Below are 18,038 nucleotides of genomic sequence, written 5' to 3' on the forward strand. Positions count from 1 at the left end.
GGGGTGTGAACGACTATGACTGACACCGAAGGGACAACCATGGAAGCCAGGGCCCAGGCGCGGTACATCCGCGTCACGCCCATGAAGGCCCGCCGCGTGGTGGACCTCATCCGTGGCATGGACGCCACGGAGGCTCAGGCGGTCCTGCGTTTCGCCCCGCAGGCCGCGAGCGTGCCGGTCGGCAAGGTGCTGGACAGCGCCATCGCCAACGCCGCGCACAACTACGACCACACGGACGCCTCCACGCTGTTCATCAGCGAGGCGTACGTCGACGAGGGCCCGACCCTGAAGCGGTTCCGTCCGCGTGCCCAGGGCCGCGCCTACCGGATCCGCAAGCGGACCAGCCACATCACCGTGGTCGTCAGCAGCAAGGAAGGAACCCGGTAATGGGCCAGAAGGTTAACCCGCACGGGTTCCGGCTCGGTGTGACCACGGACTTCAAGTCCCGCTGGTACGCCGACAAGCTGTACAAGGACTACGTCAAGGAAGACGTTGCCATTCGTCGCATGATGACGAAGGGCATGGAGCGCGCCGGTATCTCGAAGGTTGAGATCGAGCGCACCCGCGACCGCGTCCGCGTTGACATCCACACCGCTCGTCCGGGCATCGTCATCGGCCGCCGCGGCGCCGAGGCCGACCGCATCCGCGGCGAGCTGGAGAAGCTCACCGGCAAGCAGGTCCAGCTGAACATCCTCGAGGTCAAGAACCCCGAGGTCGACGCCCAGCTGGTCGCTCAGGCCGTCGCCGAGCAGCTGTCCTCCCGCGTCTCCTTCCGTCGCGCCATGCGCAAGAGCATGCAGTCGACGATGAAGGCCGGCGCCAAGGGCATCAAGATCCAGTGCGGTGGCCGTCTCGGCGGCGCCGAGATGTCCCGCTCGGAGTTCTACCGCGAGGGCCGTGTGCCCCTGCACACGCTCCGCGCGAACGTCGACTACGGCTTCTTCGAGGCCAAGACCACCTTCGGCCGCATCGGCGTGAAGGTCTGGATCTACAAGGGCGACGTCAAGAACATCGCCGAGGTCCGCGCCGAGAACGCCGCCGCCCGTGCGGGCAACCGCCCGTCCCGTGGCGCCGGCGAGCGTCCGGCCCGTGGTGGCCGTGGCGGCGAGCGTGGCGGCCGCGGCCGCAAGCCGCAGCAGGCCGAGGCCCCCAAGGCCGAGGCGACCGCTGCTCCGGCTGAGTCCACCGGAACGGAGGCCTGACCGACATGCTGATCCCTCGCAGGGTCAAGCACCGCAAGCAGCACCACCCCAAGCGGAACGGCATGGCCAAGGGTGGCACCGAGCTGGCGTTCGGTGAGTACGGCATCCAGGCCCTGACCCCGGCCTACGTGACGAACCGGCAGATCGAGTCCGCTCGTATCGCCATGACCCGTCACATCAAGCGTGGCGGCAAGGTGTGGATCAACATCTACCCGGACCGTCCGCTCACGAAGAAGCCCGCCGAGACCCGCATGGGTTCCGGTAAGGGTTCCCCCGAGTGGTGGGTCGCGAACGTCAAGCCCGGTCGGGTGATGTTCGAGCTGTCCTTCCCGAACGAGAAGGTCGCGCGTGAGGCGCTCACCCGAGCCGCCCACAAGCTTCCGATGAAGTGCCGCATTGTTCGGCGCGAGGCAGGTGAGTCGTGATGGCTGCCGGTACCAAGGCGACCGAGCTGCGTGAGCTGAACAACGAGGACCTCGTTGCCAAGCTGCGTGAGGCCAAGGAAGAGCTGTTCAACCTCCGTTTCCAGGCGGCGACCGGACAGCTTGAGAACCACGGCCGGCTGAAGGCCGTCCGCAAGGACATCGCCCGGATCTACACCCTGATGCGTGAGCGCGAGCTCGGCATCGAGACGGTGGAGAGCGCCTGATGAGCGAGAAGAATGTGACTGAGACGAACGAGCGCGGTTTCCGCAAGACCCGTGAGGGTCTGGTCGTCAGCGACAAGATGGACAAGACCGTCGTCGTCGCTGTCGAGGACCGCGTCAAGCACGCGCTGTACGGCAAGGTCATCCGCCGTACCAACAAGCTCAAGGCGCACGACGAGCAGAACGCCGCGGGTGTCGGCGACCGCGTCCTCCTCATGGAGACCCGGCCGCTGTCCGCGACGAAGCGCTGGCGCGTCGTCGAGATCCTCGAGAAGGCCAAGTAATTCTCGAGGGGGTTTCCCCTCGGGACAGTTCCGCCAGGCTCGGCGTGGGGCCTCACACCGTTGAGGCCCCCGCCGGGAACCGGCAGACAATCAGGAGATAGACGTGATCCAGCAGGAGTCGCGACTGCGCGTCGCCGACAACACTGGTGCCAAGGAAATCCTTTGCATCCGTGTTCTCGGTGGCTCCGGTCGCCGCTACGCGGGCATCGGTGACGTCATCGTCGCCACCGTCAAGGACGCGATCCCCGGTGGCAACGTGAAGAAGGGTGACGTCGTCAAGGCGGTCATCGTTCGCACCGTCAAGGAGCGCCGCCGTCCGGACGGCTCGTACATCCGCTTCGACGAGAACGCGGCCGTCATCCTCAAGAACGACGGTGACCCCCGCGGCACCCGCATCTTCGGCCCCGTGGGCCGGGAGCTGCGCGAGAAGAAGTTCATGAAGATCGTCTCGCTCGCGCCGGAGGTGCTGTAAGCATGAAGATCAAGAAGGGCGACCTGGTTCAGGTCATCACCGGCAAGGACAAGGGCAAGCAGGGCAAGGTCATCGCGGCCTTCCCGCGCGAGGACCGCGTCCTGGTCGAGGGTGTCAACCGGGTCAAGAAGCACACCAAGGCCGGCCAGACCGCCCGCGGTTCCAAGACCGGCGGCATCGTCACGACCGAGGCCCCGATCCACGTCAGCAACGTTCAGCTGATCGTGGAGAAGGACGGCAAGAAGGTCGTCACCCGCGTCGGCTACCGCTTTGACGACAACGGCAACAAGATCCGCGTTGCCAAGCGGACCGGTGAGGACATCTGATGACTGCCACCACCAACGCGCCGCGCCTCAAGCAGCGGTACCGCGAGGAGATCGTCGGCAAGCTGCGTGAGGAGTTCTCCTACGAGAACATCATGCAGGTTCCCGGCCTGACCAAGATCGTGGTCAACATGGGTGTGGGCGACGCCGCCCGCGACTCCAAGCTGATCGAGGGCGCCATCCGCGACCTCACCACGATCACCGGTCAGAAGCCCGCCGTCACCAAGGCCCGTAAGTCCATCGCGCAGTTCAAGCTGCGTGAGGGCCAGCCGATCGGTGCCCACGTCACCCTCCGCGGTGACCGCATGTGGGAGTTCCTGGACCGCACCCTGTCGCTCGCGCTGCCGCGCATCCGCGACTTCCGTGGTCTGTCCCCGAAGCAGTTCGACGGCCGGGGCAACTACACCTTCGGTCTCACGGAGCAGGTCATGTTCCACGAGATCGACCAGGACAAGATCGACCGGGTCCGGGGCATGGACATCACCGTGGTCACCACGGCGACCAACGACGCTGAGGGTCGTGCCCTGCTTCGTCACCTCGGCTTCCCGTTCAAGGAGAACTGACCGTGGCGAAGAAGGCTCTGATCGCTAAGGCCGCCCGCAAGCCGAAGTTCTCGGTTCGCGCGTACACGCGGTGCAACCGCTGTGGCCGTCCGCACTCCGTCTACCGCAAGTTCGGCCTCTGCCGCGTGTGCCTTCGTGAGATGGCTCACCGTGGCGAGCTGCCGGGCGTGACCAAGAGCTCCTGGTAACAACCCACTTGGGTTGACCGGGACTCTCGGTAAGCAATCTGGATGGCGGGAGCCCTTCCCCCGACTCACGTAGAGTTGAAGGGTTGGGCCCCGCCGCCCAATTCGTCTTACTACGCCGTAGGTCCCCGCGCCGCACCCGCTCCGACTGATGTTCGGGGAGAGGGATGGCGCAGATAGGAAACCCCGGCGAGAGAGGCCGAAGGCCAAACATGACCATGACCGATCCGATCGCAGACATGCTGACCCGTCTGCGAAACGCGAACTCGGCATACCACGACTCCGTGTCGATGCCGCACAGCAAGATCAAGGCGCACATCGCCGAGATCCTGCAGCAGGAGGGCTACATCGCCGGCTGGAAGGTCGAGGACGCCGAGGTTGGCAAGAACCTCGTCATCGACCTGAAGTTCGGTCCGAACCGCGAGCGCTCCATCGCCGGCATCAAGCGCATCTCGAAGCCGGGTCTGCGGGTCTACGCAAAGTCCACCAACCTGCCGAAGGTGCTCGGCGGCCTGGGCGTGGCGATCATCTCCACGTCGCACGGTCTGCTCACCGGCCAGCAGGCCAGCAAGAAGGGCGTGGGTGGGGAAGTCCTCGCCTACGTCTGGTAACAGGGAACGGAGGAAAAGCCAATGTCGCGTATCGGCAAGCTGCCCATCCAGGTTCCCGCTGGTGTGGACGTCACCATCGATGGCCGTGACGTGCAGGTGAAGGGTCCCAAGGGCACCCTGAGCCTCACGATCTCCGCGCCCATCGAGATCGTCAAGGGCGAGGACGGCACCCTTCAGGTGACCCGTCCCAACGACGAGCGTCAGAACAAGGCCCTGCACGGCCTGTCCCGCACGCTGGTGGCGAACATGATCACCGGCGTGACCCAGGGCTACGCCAAGAAGCTCGAGATCAGCGGTGTCGGTTACCGCGTTGTCGCCAAGGGCTCCAACCTGGAGTTCTCCCTCGGCTACAGCCACCCGATCCTGATCGAGGCCCCCGAGGGCATCACCTTCAAGGTGGAGTCCCCGACCAAGTTCTCGGTCGAGGGCATCGACAAGCAGAAGGTCGGCGAGGTCGCCGCTAACATCCGCAAGCTGCGGAAGCCCGACCCGTACAAGGCCAAGGGCGTCAAGTACGAGGGCGAAGTCATCCGCCGCAAGGTCGGAAAGGCGGGTAAGTAAGCCATGGCATACGGTGTGAAGATCGCCAAGGGTGACGCGTACAAGCGCGCCGCCAAGGCCCGCCGCCACATCCGCATCCGGAAGAACATCTCCGGTACGGCCGAGCGCCCGCGCCTCGTCGTGACGCGTTCGAACCGTGGCATCACCGCCCAGGTGATCGACGACATCAAGGGTCACACCCTGGCGTCGGCGTCGCACCTGGACGCGTCGATCCGCGGTGGCGAGGGCGACAAGAGCGCCCAGGCCAAGAAGGTCGGCGCCCTGGTTGCCGAGCGTGCCAAGGCCGCCGGTGTCGAGGCCGTCGTGTTCGACCGCGGTGGCAACCAGTACGCCGGGCGCATCGCCGCTCTGGCGGACGCCGCCCGCGAAGCCGGGCTGAAGTTCTAAGCCCCGGTTCCGGAGCTAGCGGACGTAACAGAGAGAGGTAATTCCAATGGCTGGACCCCAGCGCCGCGGTGGCGGCGCCGGTGGCGGCGAGCGGCGGGACCGGAAGGGCCGTGACGGTGGCGCTGCCGCCGAGAAGACCGCGTACGTTGAGCGCGTAGTCGCGATCAACCGCGTCGCCAAGGTTGTCAAGGGTGGTCGCCGCTTCAGCTTCACCGCGCTGGTCGTGGTGGGCGACGGTGACGGCACGGTCGGTGTCGGTTACGGCAAGGCCAAGGAAGTTCCGGCTGCCATCGCCAAGGGCGTGGAAGAGGCCAAGAAGAACTTCTTCAAGGTCCCCCGGATCCAGGGCACCATCCCGCACCCGATTCAGGGCGAGAAGGCGGCCGGTGTCGTGCTGCTCAAGCCCGCCACCCCGGGTACCGGTGTTATCGCCGGTGGTCCGGTGCGTGCGGTGCTCGAGTGCGCCGGCGTCCACGACATCCTGTCGAAGTCGCTCGGTTCTTCGAACCCGATCAACATCGTGCACGCCACGGTGGAGGCCCTCAAGGGACTGCAGCGTCCCGAGGAGATCGCCGCCCGTCGTGGTCTGCCGCTGGAGGACGTGGCTCCCGCCGCTCTGCTGCGGGCGCGTGCAGGGGCGGGTGCGTAATGGCTCGTCTCAAGGTCACGCAGGTCAAGTCCTACATCGGCAGCAAGCAGAACCACCGCGACACCCTGCGTTCGCTTGGTCTGAAGAAGATCAACGACGTGGTTGTCAAGGAGGACCGTCCCGAGATCCGCGGCATGGTGCACACCGTCCGCCACCTCGTCACGGTCGAGGAGGTCGACTGACATGGCGGAGAGCAACCCGCTGAAGGTCCACAACCTCCGTCCCGCCCCGGGAGCCAAGACCGCCAAGACCCGTGTCGGTCGTGGTGAGGGCTCGAAGGGTAAGACGGCCGGTCGTGGTACCAAGGGTACGAAGGCCCGCTACCAGGTTCCGGAGCGCTTCGAGGGTGGGCAGATGCCCCTCCACATGCGCCTTCCGAAGCTGAAGGGCTTCAAGAACCCCGCCCACAAGCAGTTCCAGGTCGTGAACCTGGAGAAGCTGGCCGCGCTCTACCCGCAGGGTGGCGAGGTCACGGTGGCCGACCTGGTCGCCAAGGGCGCCGTTCGCAAGAACGAGCTCGTCAAGGTCCTGGGCCAGGGCGAGATCTCCGTGGCGCTGCAGGTGACGGTCGACGCCGTCTCCGGCTCCGCCAAGGAGAAGATCGCCGCCGCCGGCGGCACCGTCACCGAGCTCGTCTGAGTTCGTTGATCTGACAACCGGGGATGTCCCACAAGGGGCATCCCCGGTTGGTCGTTCCAAGGGGGGCACGGTCGCCGGTAAGGTGGCGTGCACTGTTACCGTCCGCCCTGGCCTGTGCCCGTGCGGGCGTTGACCGTCAACCCGTCAAGTTTTCGTCGATCCTTCAAGACCGTCACCTCTCACGTGGCTGCGTGAGAGGCGCAGGAGGCACCGTGCTCACCGCGTTCGCCCGGGCGTTCAAGACGCCCGACCTGCGCAAGAAGCTGCTGTTCACGTTGGGCATCATGGTGCTCTTCCGGCTGGGTGCGCATGTGCCCGTGCCCGGTGTCGACTACCGCAACGTCCAGACGTGCATGGACCAGGCCAAGAGCGGGGCGGGCCTTTTCGGCCTCGTGAACATGTTCAGCGGTGGTGCACTGCTGCAGATCACGATCTTCGCGCTCGGGATCATGCCGTACATCACGGCGAGCATCATCCTGCAGCTGCTCACCGTCGTCATTCCGCGGCTGGAAGCCCTCAAGAAGGAGGGCCAGACCGGCCAGGCCAAGATCACGCAGTACACGCGCTATCTGACCGTCGCGCTCGCCGTGCTCCAGGGCACCGGCCTGGTGGCCACCGCGCGCAACGGTGCCCTCTTCGGCAACTGCACGGTCGGCAACCAGATCGTCCCGAACCAGTCGATCTTCACCACGATCGTCATGGTCGTCACGATGACCGCGGGCACGTCCCTGATCATGTGGCTCGGTGAGCTCATCACCGACCGCGGCATCGGCAACGGCATGTCGATCCTGATGTTCACCTCGATCGCCGCCGGCTTCCCGAGCGCGCTGTGGGGCATCAAGCTGCAGGGCAAGCTGATGGGCGGCTGGCTGGAATTCGGCCTGGTGATCCTCTGCGGTCTGGCCATGGTCGCGCTCGTGGTCTTCGTCGAGCAGGCTCAGCGCCGGATCCCCGTGCAGTACGCCAAGCGCATGATCGGCCGCCGGTCCTACGGCGGCACCTCGACCTACATCCCGCTGAAGGTGAACCAGGCGGGTGTGATTCCGGTCATTTTCGCCTCGTCGCTGCTCTACATCCCGGCGCTGCTGGTGCAGTTCACCGGATCGAAGGCCGGCTGGGCGACGTGGGTGCAGGCCAACCTGGTCAAGGGTGACCACCCGGTCTACATCACCGCGTACTTCCTGCTGATCGTGTTCTTCGCCTTCTTCTACGTCGCCATCTCCTTCAACCCCGAGGAAGTTGCCGACAACATGAAGAAGTATGGTGGGTTCATCCCGGGTATCCGGGCGGGCCGGCCCACCGCGGAGTACTTGAGCTATGTGCTCAACCGCATCACCTGGCCCGGCTCGCTGTACCTGGGTCTGATCGCTCTGGTGCCCACCGTGGCACTGGTCACACTCAACGCAAACCAGAACTTCCCGTTCGGGGGAACCAGCATCCTGATCATCGTGGGTGTCGGTCTGGAGACTGTGAAGCAGATCGAGAGCCAGCTTCAGCAGCGCAACTACGAAGGGTTCCTCCGCTGATGCGAATCGTCCTCGTCGGGCCGCCCGGCGCCGGCAAGGGTACGCAGGCCGCGTACCTGGCCAAGAATCTCGCGATCCCGCACATCTCGACGGGTGACCTGTTCCGGGCGAACATCAGCCAGGGCACCCCGCTCGGCCAGAAGGCCCAGGAATACATGCGTGCCGGCCAGCTGGTGCCGGACGAGGTCACCATCGGGATGGCCAAGGACCGCATGGAGCAGGCGGACGCCGAGGGCGGCTTCCTGCTGGACGGCTTCCCGCGCAACCTCGTTCAGGCCGAGGCGCTGGACGAGATCCTCAAGGCGGACGGCATGCAGCTCGACGCCGTCCTGGACCTGGAGGTCCCGGAGGACGAGGTCGTCAAGCGGATCGCCGGCCGCCGGATGTGCCGCAAGGACAGCAGCCACATCTTCCACGTGGTGTACAACCCGCCGAAGGCCGAGGGTGTCTGCGACATCTGCGGCGGCGAGCTGTACCAGCGGGAGGACGACAGCGAGGAGACCGTCCGGGAGCGCCTGGAGGTCTACCACACGCAGACCGAGCCGATCATCGACTACTACAAGGCCCAGGGCCTGGTGGTGACGATCTCGGCACTCGGCAAGGTCGCCGAGGTCACGCAGCGCGCCATGGAGGCGCTCGAGCGTTAGTCGTCCCGATCGCTCCTTCGCGAGGCCGTAAGGAGCGCGTCGGACCACGGCCGCGATGCCCCCCGGGGCATCGCGGCCGTAGTGTTTGTCCAAGCAGTTGTCGTACCGGAACGGAGAGTGTCCATGGTGGAGATCAAGACCCCGGAGCAGATCGCGAAGATGCGCGAGGCGGGGCTGGTGGTCGCCGCCATCCACGCGGCGACCCGGGAGGCGGCCGTGCCCGGCGCGACCACCAAGGACCTCGACGACGTGGCGCGCAAGGTGCTCGCCGAGCACGGTGCCAAGTCGAACTTCCTCGGTTACGGAGGGTTCCCGGCGACGATCTGCACCTCGGTGAACGAGGTCGTCGTCCACGGCATCCCGTCCGCGGAGACGGTCCTGAAGGACGGCGACATCATCTCGATCGACGCCGGCGCGATCATCGACGGCTGGCACGCGGACGCCGCGATCACCGCCTTCGTCGGCGGCGGTCACTCCGCGGAGCTGCGCGAGCTCTCCCGGGTGACCGAGGAGTCCATGTGGGCCGGCATCGCGGCGGTGCGGAACGGCAATCGCCTGGTGGACCTCTCCAAGGCCATCGAGGGCTACATCCGCCGCCAGCCCCGCCCGGCGAGCGGCCGGTACGGGATCATCGAGGACTACGGCGGGCACGGCATCGGCTCCGAGATGCACATGGACCCGCACCTGCTGAACTACGTCTCCCGCAAGCGCGGCAAGGGCCCCAAGCTGGTCCCGGGCTTCTGCATCGCGATCGAGCCCATGGTCAGCCTCGGTACGCCTCGTACGCACGTTCTGGAGGACGAGTGGACGGTCCTCACGGACGACCTGACCTGGTCCTCCCACTGGGAGCACTCCGTGGCCCTGACGGAGGAGGGCCCGCTCGTGCTGACGGCTCCGGACGGCGGCCGGGCCAAGCTCGCCGAGCTGGGCGTGACGGCGGCGCCGGATCCCCTCGGATGACCGCAGCTTAAGGATCTTCTCGGCGGGGCACGAGACCTGGATTAGTCTTTCCGGTTGCCCTGACGTAGACTGATGCGTCGGCTCTCGTATATCCGCATGCCCGCGACCGTACGGGGGTGCGAAACACAGGAGTCGATCAAGGTAGCCGATTCGAAAGGCGAAGCGTGGCCAAGAAGCAAGGTGCCATCGAGATTGAGGGCACCGTGATCGAGTCTCTGCCGAACGCAATGTTCAAGGTGGAGCTCCAGAACGGTCACAAGGTCCTCGCGCACATCAGCGGCAAGATGCGGATGCACTACATCCGCATCCTTCCGGATGACCGGGTCGTCGTGGAGCTCTCCCCGTATGACCTCACGCGCGGTCGGATCGTCTACCGCTACAAGTAGATCTTGCCCGGCTCCGTTCCGGCGGGGCGGTGGCACTGACCCGGAGAACCTCACATCCCATGAAGGTCAAGCCGAGCGTCAAGAAGATCTGCGACAAGTGCAAGGTGATCCGCCGTCACGGCCGGGTCATGGTCATCTGCGACAACCTGCGCCACAAGCAGCGCCAGGGCTGACGCAGACCCCGCACTTTCGCGGTTTCTTCGCGCGACGCACGAAACACATGTACATACGCAGGACCCGTCCCTCTCTATGACGGAGGGCGACACCCCCGGTCGGAGGCCGGGGACCCGGTGAGTACCTCGCTCCCTCGCAGGAGTGGCGGCTTTCGGGAGCGGTACTGCGGAAGACCTCCGACAGACAACTGGAGCCATTGAATGGCACGCGTTTCCGGTGTTGACATCCCGCGCGACAAGCGCGTGGAGGTCGCCCTCACCTACGTGTTCGGCATCGGCCGGACCCTCTCCCAGCAGACGCTGGCCGCCACCGGCGTGAACCCGAACACCCGCGTTCGTGACCTGACCGAAGAGGACCTGGTCAAGATCCGCGAGTACGTGGACGCCAACGTCAAGACCGAGGGTGACCTCCGTCGCGAGATCCAGGCCGACATCCGCCGCAAGGTCGAGATCGGCTGCTACCAGGGTCTGCGTCACCGCCGTGGCCTGCCCGTCCACGGTCAGCGCACCAGCACCAACGCCCGCACCCGCAAGGGCCCGCGTCGCGCGATCGCCGGCAAGAAGAAGCCGGGCAAGAAGTAGTCCGCAGCAGGACGCTCGTCAGCGGTCTTCGCTGTAGGACCGACCACCTCCCGTAGGAGAGATAGATGCCCCCCAAGGGTCGTCAGGGCGCTGCCAAGAAGGTGCGCCGCAAGGAAAAGAAGAACGTCGCTCACGGCCACGCGCACATCAAGAGCACGTTCAACAACACCATCGTTTCGATCACCGACCCCACGGGCAACGTGATCTCCTGGGCCTCCGCCGGTCACGTCGGTTTCAAGGGCTCGCGCAAGTCCACCCCCTTCGCCGCGCAGATGGCCGCCGAGTCGGCCGCCCGCCGCGCGCAGGAGCACGGCATGCGCAAGGTCGACGTCTTCGTCAAGGGTCCCGGCTCCGGCCGTGAGACCGCGATCCGCTCCCTCCAGGCCACGGGCCTCGAGGTCGGTTCGATCCAGGACGTCACCCCCACCCCGCACAACGGCTGCCGTCCGCCGAAGCGCCGCCGCGTCTGACGCTGCGCTGAAGCCGGGCAGGCGGTCGGCTGGGGGTGCGGGGGTCATCCCCCGCAGACTCGCAGTACGGCTGCCGTCCGCCGAAGCGCCGCCGCGTCTGACGCCGGCCGCTTCCCGCGGTATTGCCGGTGCCCTCGGCCGGGGGCGTGGGGGTTGTCCCCCACATACGGCAGTCGGGCGGTACGGCCTTTCGGGCCGTGCCGCCCGTACCCTTGCAGTACAGACGGGCGTCAAATAGCGGGCGCCCACGACTGAAGGATCTGATCCACACATGCTGATCGCTCAGCGCCCCTCCCTGACCGAAGAGGTCGTGGACGAGTTCCGTTCCCGGTTCGTCATCGAGCCGCTGGAGCCGGGCTTCGGCTACACCCTCGGCAACTCCCTGCGTCGTACGCTCCTCTCCTCGATCCCGGGTGCGGCGGTCACGTCCATCCGCATCGACGGCGTTCTGCACGAGTTCACCACCGTGCCGGGCGTCAAGGAGGACGTCACCGACCTCATCCTGAACATCAAGCAGCTGGTCGTCTCCTCGGAGCACGACGAGCCGGTCGTGATGTACCTGCGCAAGCAGGGCCCGGGCCTGGTCACCGCCGCGGACATCGCCCCGCCGGCCGGTGTCGAGGTGCACAACCCCGACCTGGTCCTGGCGACCCTGAACGCCAAGGGCAAGCTGGAGATGGAGCTGACCGTCGAGCGCGGTCGCGGCTACGTCTCCGCCGTCCAGAACAAGCAGGTGGGCCAGGAGATCGGCCGTATCCCGGTCGACTCCATCTACTCGCCGGTGCTCAAGGTCACCTACAAGGTCGAGGCGACCCGTGTCGAGCAGCGCACCGACTTCGACAAGCTGATCGTCGACGTCGAGACCAAGCAGGCCATGCGCCCGCGTGACGCCATGGCGTCCGCCGGTAAGACCCTGGTCGAGCTGTTCGGTCTGGCCCGCGAGCTCAACATCGACGCCGAGGGCATCGACATGGGCCCGTCCCCGACGGACGCCGCCCTGGCCGCCGACCTGGCGCTGCCGATCGAGGAGCTCGAGCTCACCGTTCGGTCCTACAACTGCCTCAAGCGCGAGGGCATCCACTCCGTGGGTGAGCTCGTCGCCCGTTCCGAGGCCGACCTGCTCGACATCCGCAACTTCGGTGCGAAGTCGATCGACGAGGTCAAGGCGAAGCTGGCCGGCATGGGCCTGGCGCTCAAGGACAGCCCGCCCGGATTCGACCCGACCGCCGCCGCCGACGCCTTCGGCGCCGACGACGACGCGGACGCCGGGTTCGTGGAGACCGAGCAGTACTGATCGGTTTTCGGCTGCGGGCCGGCTTCGGCTGGTCGCGCAGTTCCCCGCGCCCCTTCGGGGGCGCGGGTCTCCGACAGGCGACCGCCTGCTCGGATACTGACATCGGTACCTGATACGGCCGGTGCAGAGAACAAGGAGAAACGCCAATGCCGCGTCCCACCAAGGGTGCCCGTTTCGGCGGCAGCGCCGCGCACGAGAAGCTTCTGCTGGCGAACCTCGCCAAGTCGCTCTTCGAGCACGGCCGCATCACGACGACCGAGGCCAAGGCCCGCCGCCTGCGTCCGGTCGCCGAGCGCCTGATCACCAAGGCGAAGAAGGGCGACATCCACAACCGTCGCCAGGTGCTGCAGACGATCACGGACAAGGGCGTCGTGCACGTCCTCTTCACCGAGATCGCTCCGCGCTACGCCGAGCGTCCGGGTGGCTACACCCGCATCACCAAGATCGGTAACCGCCGTGGCGACAACGCGCCCATGGCCGTGATCGAGCTGGTCGAGGGCGAGATCGCCAAGAAGGCGACCGTCGCCGAGGCCGAGGCCGCCGCCAAGCGCGCGGTCAAGGAGTCCGAGGCTGCCGCCGAGGCTCCGGCCGAGGAGTCGAAGGACGCCTGACGCGTCTGACGCGTGTGTACGGACGGGCCCGCTCCCTGCTTCGGGGGCGGGCCCGTCCCGCATTCTGTGGAAGGAACTCTGGGTGAGTGACGAGGTGGAGCCCGGCTTCGTGCGGGTGCGGCTGGACCTGTCGTACGACGGCAAGGACTTCTCCGGCTGGGCGAAGCAGCGCGAGGGCCGGCGCACGGTGCAGGGGGAGCTGGAGGACGCGATCCGGACCGTGACCCGGTCCAAGGAGACGTTCGAGCTGACGGTCGCCGGCCGGACGGACGCCGGCGTGCACGCGCGCGGCCAGGTCGCGCACGTGGACCTGCCGGCCGAGCTGTGGGCCGAGCACCAGGACAAGCTGCTGCGCCGGCTGGCGGGCCGGCTGCCGCACGACGTCCGCGTCTGGAAGGCCGAGCCGGCTCCGGCGGGGTTCAACGCGCGCTTCTCGGCGATCTGGCGGCGCTACGCGTACCGGGTCGTCGACCACCCGGGCGGGGTCGACCCGCTGTTGCGGGGTCATGTGCTGTGGCACGACTGGCCCTTGGACGTCGACGCGATGAACGCCGCCTCGCAGGCGCTGCTCGGCGAGCACGACTTCGCGGCGTACTGCAAGCGGCGCGAGGGCGCGACGACGATCCGCACGCTCCAGCGGCTGAGCTGGCAGCGTGACGAGTCGGGTGTCATCACGGCGACGGTGCGGGCGGACGCGTTCTGCCACAACATGGTGCGGTCGCTGGTGGGCGCGCTGCTGTTCGTCGGCGACGGGCACCGGCCGGTGGACTGGCCGGGCCAGGTGCTGGCCGCCGGCGTGCGGGACTCCGCGGTGCACGTGGTGCGGCCGCACGGGCTGACGCTGGAGGAGGTCGGGTATCCGGCGGACGAGGACCTCGCTGCGCGGAACCTCGCCGCGCGGAACAAGCGGACGCTTCCGGGGCGCGGTTGCTGCTGAGCACGCGGCTGCGCCACGTGTCCGCAAATGCCGGACGGGCTGACAAAGTCGGCCCGTCCGGCATTCTGCGTTACGCCTCAGCCACCGCCGGCAGGTTGACGGCCAGGTCGCTCGCCATCGTCAGGTACGGGCGGACCCCGCCCACCGTCGGGTACAGGTCCGTCTTGTTGCGGTCCACGATGTCGCCGATGATGCGGCCGATCCGGATCGGTTCCGCGTCGGCCGCGGGCCGCAGGGCCAGGTCCCACGTCGTGCTCTCGTCGCCGGCCCGGGCCGCGTGGAGGCGGTCGTAGGGCGCGGTGAAGCGGAGCTCGGTCGGGGAGAGGACCTCCGCGTCGAGCGTCAGCTCGGACGCGCCCTCCCCGCGCGGCGTCGCCACGACGACCGGCGTGGCGTCCCCGGCCAGCTCGGCGCCGTACAGCGTCGCGTCCACCGTCAGGGAGTCCTCGCCGGCCCGGATCGAGTCCGCCTCCGCGTGGGCCGGGCGGTTCCAGGCGCGGATGGCGAGGTAGCCGTCGGCCGTCGGGTAGGGGGCCCACCAGGTGAAGGGGGAGCCCGGCAGGGGCCGGAGGGTGAGCAGGCCGCGGCCCTCGGCGAGGTGGGAGACGACGCGGCGGCGGGCCTTGTCGTCGGCCCGGACGATGTGCAGGTCCCAGCGGCCCTCGCCCAGGCGCAGCATGGCGCGGTCGAGGACGGCGGTCCAGGGCGCGCCCCGCTCGGCGGGGGGCGTGAGCGGCACGCTGAGCGGCTTGCCCTCCTTGCGGCGGGTGACCGTCAGGGAGAGCTGTTCCCCGGAGAGGCCCTTGTCCTGGACGGAGACGACGATGTTGCCGTGGGCGTCGACGCGGCAGGACGCGACGGGTCGCAGCGGCTTGCGGACGACGATGTCCTTCAGGACGGTCTTGACCGGCTCCTTGGCCGGCTTGGCGACCGGGCGGCGCAGCGGGCGGAGGATCTTGCCGGCGGTGCGGCGCAGCTTGCGGCTCAGCGGGACGGCCGGGGCCTGGGCGGGCTCGGGGGCCGTCGTCGCGGCGGGGGCCGTGGCCGGCGCGGTGCGGGGGCCGCCGAGGCTCTCGATGAGCCGCTCGTAGCCGTCGGCCATCCGCTCGGGGGAGTAGCGCTGCGCGGAGACGCGGGCGGCGGCGCCCATGGTGCGGCGCAGCTCCTCGTCCTCGATCAGCTTGAGCAGGCCCTTGGCGATGCCGTCGCTGTCGCCGACGGGGACGAGCAGGCCGTCCTTGCCGTCGGTGATGATCTCGCCGGGGCCGTGCGGGCAGTCGGTGGCGACGACCGGGACGCCGCACTGCATGGCCTCGACGATCGTCATGCCGAAGGACTCCTCGCGGGAGGTCACGGCGGCGATGGAGCCCTTGGCCCACTCGGTCTCGATGGGGGAGTGGGCGCCCATCATGGTGATCGACTCGGTGAGGCCGAGCTCGTCGATCTGGGCGCGCAGCTTGGCCTGCTCGGGGCCGCGGCCGTAGAGGCGGAGCTTCCAGTCCGGGTGGGCGGCGGCGACCGTGGCCCAGGCGGCGATCAGCAGGTCGTAGCGCTTGACCGGGATGAGGCGGCCGGCGGCGACGACGAGCTTGACCGAGCTGTCGGCGGGCTCGACCTCGGAGGGCGGCACGGCGTTCGGCAGGCAGACGATCTTCGTCTTGACGTCCGGGAACTGCTCCCGGTGGGTCCTGGCGTCGGCCTCGGAGACGGTGGTGTGCGCGTCTAGGTGCGGGATGGCGGCGTCCTGGTGGGCGCGGATGTTCGGCTCGTGGGTGCCGTAGATCCGGTGCTCCTGGCCGATGCGCAGGTAGCGGTCGGAGCCGAACTCGGCGAGGTACATCACCAGGCCCGGGCGGGTGGCGATGACGACGTCGGCGTCGGTCTCGGCGAGGTGCGCCTTGACTCGTTCGTCGGTCAGGGCGCTGAAGTGCGCGCCCGTCGCCTCCTTGGTGGGGATGTAGGCGCTCTCCCGGTCCAGCAGCGGGTCGCCGAGGTCGGCGCCCTCCTCGGGCCGCCGGTCGATGAGGTTGACCAGCCTGACCTTGCGGTTGAGGGGGAGTCTGGGCGTCTTTCCGGTTCTGAGGGTCGACACGATCTCCACGTCGTGCCGTTCGGCGAGCGCGCTCGCGACGTTGAACGTGGAGCGGATCGTGCCGCCGATGCCGTAGGCGTTCTGCAAAAGGAAAGAGATCTTCATGGCGGTGTCCGGCCGCGGATGCGGCACGTGTCCGTCCTTCCCCCGAGCCTGGTGTTCGGTGTCGCGGGTCATCCGGCCTGCTGGTCGGTGCCGCGCGCCTCGTTGTGCGTGGTCCGATCCGTCGGTTAAGACCGTTGGAAGGGATTTCGGTTGCCTGGAGAGCCTACATTGTGGCCTCGGTCACATCGCAATCGGTCACATCGCGGTCGGCGGGAGGCTGGGGTACGTGAAGGCGAGAGCGCTGGCGTTCTCCGGCGCCGCCGTGCTGCTGGCACTGTCGGCGGCCGGTTGCGCGGGGGACGGGGAGGGCGCCGGCGGGGGCCCGGAGGGCAAGGACGAGGGGCGCGCGGTCCGTACGGTGCGCACGCTCCGTGACGGCCAGTTGCGCCGTGCCGAGCTGGGCCCGTCGGAGGTGCCGGGGCTGCTGATCGAGAAGGCGTCCCCGGGCACGGCCGGGTCCGGTCGGCCCAGCACGCCGGCGGCCGCGTGCCGGCCGCTGGTGGTGGCGCTGGGCTCGCAGCCGCAGCCGGTGCCGGAGGCATCGGTGGTCAACACCTTCGCCCGGGGTTCGCGGGACCGGGGCTTCGAGGGCCTGCTCGGCACCATCCGGGTCTCCGCCTACCGGGGCGAGGACGCCCGGACCACGCTGCGGCAGCTGCGCGAGGCCGCCGGGGCCTGCGGGGGCGGCTTCCGGATGCGGACGGGGGAGGGCCAGGCGCAGACGTTCCGGGCGGTCCGTACGCTGCCGGCGCCGCGGCTGGGGGACGAAGCCGTGGCCTACCGGCTGGAGAACGCGGCCGAGAGGGCGCCGAGCCTGGTCACGGTCGTGCGGACCGGGAACGTCCTGGCGATGTTCTTCGCCACGCATCTGTCCGATCCGGCGGCCGTGGAGATCCCCGACCGGCTGGTGCGGGCGCAGGTGGCGAAGGTGGAGCAGCTGAAGCGGACCGAGACGCCGCCCCCGGCCCCGTCCGACCGCTCCGCCGGCCCCGCGCCGGAGGGCGGCGAGGCGGGCGACACGGACGAGGGCGAGGAGTAGCTCCCCGCGACCGGCTTCCCGCCTACGACGCGGAGGGCGAGGCAGAGCCGGCGGACTTGCCCGCAGCGGCCTCGCCGCGCGCCACGATGCGCTTGAAGGTGTAGTCGGCCGCGTCCCGGGCGGCGCCCAGCACCTTGGCGTCGCCGGCCTTCACGGCGGAGCCGTTGGCGTACCCGGCGACGGTGAAGTAGGCGTAGCGGCCCTCGGCGTTCGCGCTGGTCTGGCAGGCGGGGCCCTGGCAGAACGGCTTGGCGCCGGGGGCCGGCAGGGCGGCGACATTGCCCTTGGCCTGCGCCTTGGCCTTGTCGGCGGCGGCCTTGGTGTCGAAGACGGCGACGCCGACGGTGACCGCGACCCCGTCACGCACGTATGTGGCGCGCAGCAGCTTGCGGCAGCCGCCGGTGGTCAGCATCGGGCCCAGGCCGTTCTGGGTCACCGTGCCGCAGACGTCGGTGGTGTCCAGGGCGACGCGCTCGAAGGTGCCCGGCTTGGCGTCGGGGAAGAACGTTTCCGGGGTCAGCGGCGCCCGGTCGGTCTTGGCGCTGGCGATGACCTCGCGCGGGTCCGAGGGGATGGGCACCTCGGACTCGGCGGACGGCGAGCTGCCGCCGTGGGCGGACGGCTCGTCCTTCTTCTTGCCGCCCGTCAGCAGCAGCGCCCCGGCCGCGGCCGCCGCGACCGCGCCGGCGGCCAG

Annotated in this window: 28 protein-coding genes; 26 read left to right on the plus strand and 2 right to left on the minus strand. The window is 68.4% G+C overall.

Going from position 1 to position 18,038, the window contains the following annotated elements; all coding sequences use genetic code 11:
- Positions 1-39: 39 nt before the first annotated feature.
- The 25 genes from rplV to truA all read left to right on the plus strand — a co-directional run bounded on the left by rplV (position 40) and on the right by truA (position 14,108).
- A complete protein-coding gene (gene rplV, locus AB0K09_RS05205) occupies positions 40-387 on the plus strand; it encodes a 50S ribosomal protein L22 (protein WP_043264895.1) in 348 nt (115 codons plus the stop codon).
- On the plus strand, positions 387-1,202 hold the full coding sequence (gene rpsC, locus AB0K09_RS05210; protein ID WP_366063916.1) for a 30S ribosomal protein S3: 816 nt from the start codon (positions 387-389) through the stop codon (positions 1,200-1,202). The genes rplV and rpsC overlap by 1 nt, the downstream gene beginning before the upstream one ends.
- 5 nt (positions 1,203-1,207) lie before the next feature.
- Entirely contained in the window at positions 1,208-1,627 is a 420-nt protein-coding gene (rplP, locus tag AB0K09_RS05215; protein ID WP_004950450.1) for a 50S ribosomal protein L16, read from the plus strand.
- Positions 1,627-1,851, plus strand: a complete 225-nt coding sequence (rpmC, locus tag AB0K09_RS05220) for a 50S ribosomal protein L29 (protein ID WP_004950453.1) — start codon at positions 1,627-1,629, stop codon at positions 1,849-1,851. The genes rplP and rpmC overlap by 1 nt, the downstream gene beginning before the upstream one ends.
- Positions 1,851-2,132, plus strand: a complete 282-nt coding sequence (gene rpsQ / locus AB0K09_RS05225) for a 30S ribosomal protein S17 (protein ID WP_019888756.1) — start codon at positions 1,851-1,853, stop codon at positions 2,130-2,132. The genes rpmC and rpsQ overlap by 1 nt, the downstream gene beginning before the upstream one ends.
- A gap of 103 nt (positions 2,133-2,235) precedes the next feature.
- Positions 2,236-2,604, plus strand: a complete 369-nt coding sequence (gene rplN / locus AB0K09_RS05230) for a 50S ribosomal protein L14 (protein ID WP_087927567.1) — start codon at positions 2,236-2,238, stop codon at positions 2,602-2,604.
- 2 nt (positions 2,605-2,606) lie between these two features.
- Positions 2,607-2,930, plus strand: a complete 324-nt coding sequence (gene rplX / locus AB0K09_RS05235) for a 50S ribosomal protein L24 (RefSeq protein ID WP_366063917.1) — start codon at positions 2,607-2,609, stop codon at positions 2,928-2,930.
- Positions 2,930-3,490, plus strand: a complete 561-nt coding sequence (gene rplE / locus AB0K09_RS05240; RefSeq protein ID WP_366063919.1) for a 50S ribosomal protein L5 — start codon at positions 2,930-2,932, stop codon at positions 3,488-3,490. Before rplX ends, rplE begins: the two co-directional genes overlap by 1 nt.
- A gap of 2 nt (positions 3,491-3,492) precedes the next feature.
- Positions 3,493-3,678, plus strand: coding sequence for a type Z 30S ribosomal protein S14 (locus AB0K09_RS05245; RefSeq protein WP_366063920.1), 186 nt, complete (start codon positions 3,493-3,495; stop codon positions 3,676-3,678).
- Between the two features lie 209 nt (positions 3,679-3,887).
- Positions 3,888-4,286, plus strand: coding sequence for a 30S ribosomal protein S8 (rpsH, locus tag AB0K09_RS05250; RefSeq protein WP_366063921.1), 399 nt, complete (start codon positions 3,888-3,890; stop codon positions 4,284-4,286).
- Between the two features lie 21 nt (positions 4,287-4,307).
- A complete protein-coding gene (gene rplF, locus AB0K09_RS05255; protein WP_366063922.1) occupies positions 4,308-4,847 on the plus strand; it encodes a 50S ribosomal protein L6 in 540 nt (179 codons plus the stop codon).
- Positions 4,848-4,850: 3 nt separating this feature from the next.
- Positions 4,851-5,234, plus strand: coding sequence for a 50S ribosomal protein L18 (gene rplR, locus AB0K09_RS05260; RefSeq protein ID WP_344435184.1), 384 nt, complete (start codon positions 4,851-4,853; stop codon positions 5,232-5,234).
- A 46-nt stretch (positions 5,235-5,280) separates the two neighbouring features.
- Positions 5,281-5,883 (plus strand): 30S ribosomal protein S5, encoded by a 603-nt coding sequence (rpsE, locus tag AB0K09_RS05265; RefSeq protein ID WP_366063923.1) that lies wholly within the window; start codon positions 5,281-5,283, stop codon positions 5,881-5,883.
- Positions 5,883-6,065, plus strand: a complete 183-nt coding sequence (rpmD, locus tag AB0K09_RS05270) for a 50S ribosomal protein L30 (protein WP_099199427.1) — start codon at positions 5,883-5,885, stop codon at positions 6,063-6,065. Before rpsE ends, rpmD begins: the two co-directional genes overlap by 1 nt.
- A 1-nt stretch (position 6,066) precedes the next feature.
- The gene (gene rplO / locus AB0K09_RS05275; protein WP_366063924.1) at positions 6,067-6,522 is read left to right on the plus strand and encodes a 50S ribosomal protein L15; all 456 of its coding nucleotides are present in this window, start codon (positions 6,067-6,069) and stop codon (positions 6,520-6,522) included.
- Between the two features lie 212 nt (positions 6,523-6,734).
- The gene (secY, locus tag AB0K09_RS05280) at positions 6,735-8,048 is read left to right on the plus strand and encodes a preprotein translocase subunit SecY (protein WP_366063925.1); all 1,314 of its coding nucleotides are present in this window, start codon (positions 6,735-6,737) and stop codon (positions 8,046-8,048) included.
- The gene (locus AB0K09_RS05285; RefSeq protein ID WP_366063926.1) at positions 8,048-8,695 is read left to right on the plus strand and encodes an adenylate kinase; all 648 of its coding nucleotides are present in this window, start codon (positions 8,048-8,050) and stop codon (positions 8,693-8,695) included. The genes secY and AB0K09_RS05285 overlap by 1 nt, the downstream gene beginning before the upstream one ends.
- A gap of 123 nt (positions 8,696-8,818) precedes the next feature.
- The gene (map, locus tag AB0K09_RS05290) at positions 8,819-9,655 is read left to right on the plus strand and encodes a type I methionyl aminopeptidase (RefSeq protein ID WP_366063927.1); all 837 of its coding nucleotides are present in this window, start codon (positions 8,819-8,821) and stop codon (positions 9,653-9,655) included.
- A 164-nt stretch (positions 9,656-9,819) separates the two neighbouring features.
- A complete protein-coding gene (gene infA, locus AB0K09_RS05295) occupies positions 9,820-10,041 on the plus strand; it encodes a translation initiation factor IF-1 (RefSeq protein ID WP_003956442.1) in 222 nt (73 codons plus the stop codon).
- 59 nt (positions 10,042-10,100) lie between these two features.
- Positions 10,101-10,214: a 50S ribosomal protein L36 gene (rpmJ, locus tag AB0K09_RS05300; protein ID WP_003956441.1), complete on the plus strand. Its 114-nt coding sequence runs from the start codon at positions 10,101-10,103 to the stop codon at positions 10,212-10,214.
- Positions 10,215-10,415: 201 nt separating this feature from the next.
- Positions 10,416-10,796, plus strand: coding sequence for a 30S ribosomal protein S13 (gene rpsM / locus AB0K09_RS05305; protein WP_366063928.1), 381 nt, complete (start codon positions 10,416-10,418; stop codon positions 10,794-10,796).
- A 65-nt stretch (positions 10,797-10,861) separates the two neighbouring features.
- Positions 10,862-11,266, plus strand: coding sequence for a 30S ribosomal protein S11 (gene rpsK, locus AB0K09_RS05310; protein WP_003948617.1), 405 nt, complete (start codon positions 10,862-10,864; stop codon positions 11,264-11,266).
- Between the two features lie 271 nt (positions 11,267-11,537).
- Positions 11,538-12,560, plus strand: coding sequence for a DNA-directed RNA polymerase subunit alpha (locus AB0K09_RS05315; RefSeq protein ID WP_004946635.1), 1,023 nt, complete (start codon positions 11,538-11,540; stop codon positions 12,558-12,560).
- Positions 12,561-12,706: 146 nt separating this feature from the next.
- A complete protein-coding gene (gene rplQ / locus AB0K09_RS05320) occupies positions 12,707-13,171 on the plus strand; it encodes a 50S ribosomal protein L17 (RefSeq protein WP_366063929.1) in 465 nt (154 codons plus the stop codon).
- Positions 13,172-13,253: 82 nt separating this feature from the next.
- Positions 13,254-14,108, plus strand: coding sequence for a tRNA pseudouridine(38-40) synthase TruA (gene truA, locus AB0K09_RS05325; RefSeq protein WP_366063930.1), 855 nt, complete (start codon positions 13,254-13,256; stop codon positions 14,106-14,108).
- A gap of 70 nt (positions 14,109-14,178) precedes the next feature.
- Here the strand turns inward: truA and AB0K09_RS05330 are convergent, their stop codons facing one another.
- A complete protein-coding gene (locus AB0K09_RS05330; protein ID WP_366063931.1) occupies positions 14,179-16,305 on the minus strand; it encodes a glycosyltransferase family 4 protein in 2,127 nt (708 codons plus the stop codon).
- Between the two features lie 226 nt (positions 16,306-16,531).
- Here AB0K09_RS05330 and AB0K09_RS05335 point away from each other — a divergent pair, with 226 nt between their 5' ends.
- Complete coding sequence (locus tag AB0K09_RS05335; RefSeq protein ID WP_366063932.1) at positions 16,532-17,344, plus strand: hypothetical protein; 813 nt, start codon at positions 16,532-16,534, stop codon at positions 17,342-17,344.
- Positions 17,345-17,366: 22 nt separating this feature from the next.
- On the opposite strand, the gene AB0K09_RS05340 is transcribed toward AB0K09_RS05335, so the two are convergent.
- Positions 17,367-18,038 (minus strand): hypothetical protein (locus AB0K09_RS05340; RefSeq protein WP_366063933.1); only part of this gene is annotated, 672 nt, incomplete at its 5' end.

The sequence above is a fragment of the Streptomyces sp. NPDC049577 genome, from assembly GCF_040675635.1.
Taxonomy (GTDB): domain Bacteria; phylum Actinomycetota; class Actinomycetes; order Streptomycetales; family Streptomycetaceae; genus Streptomyces.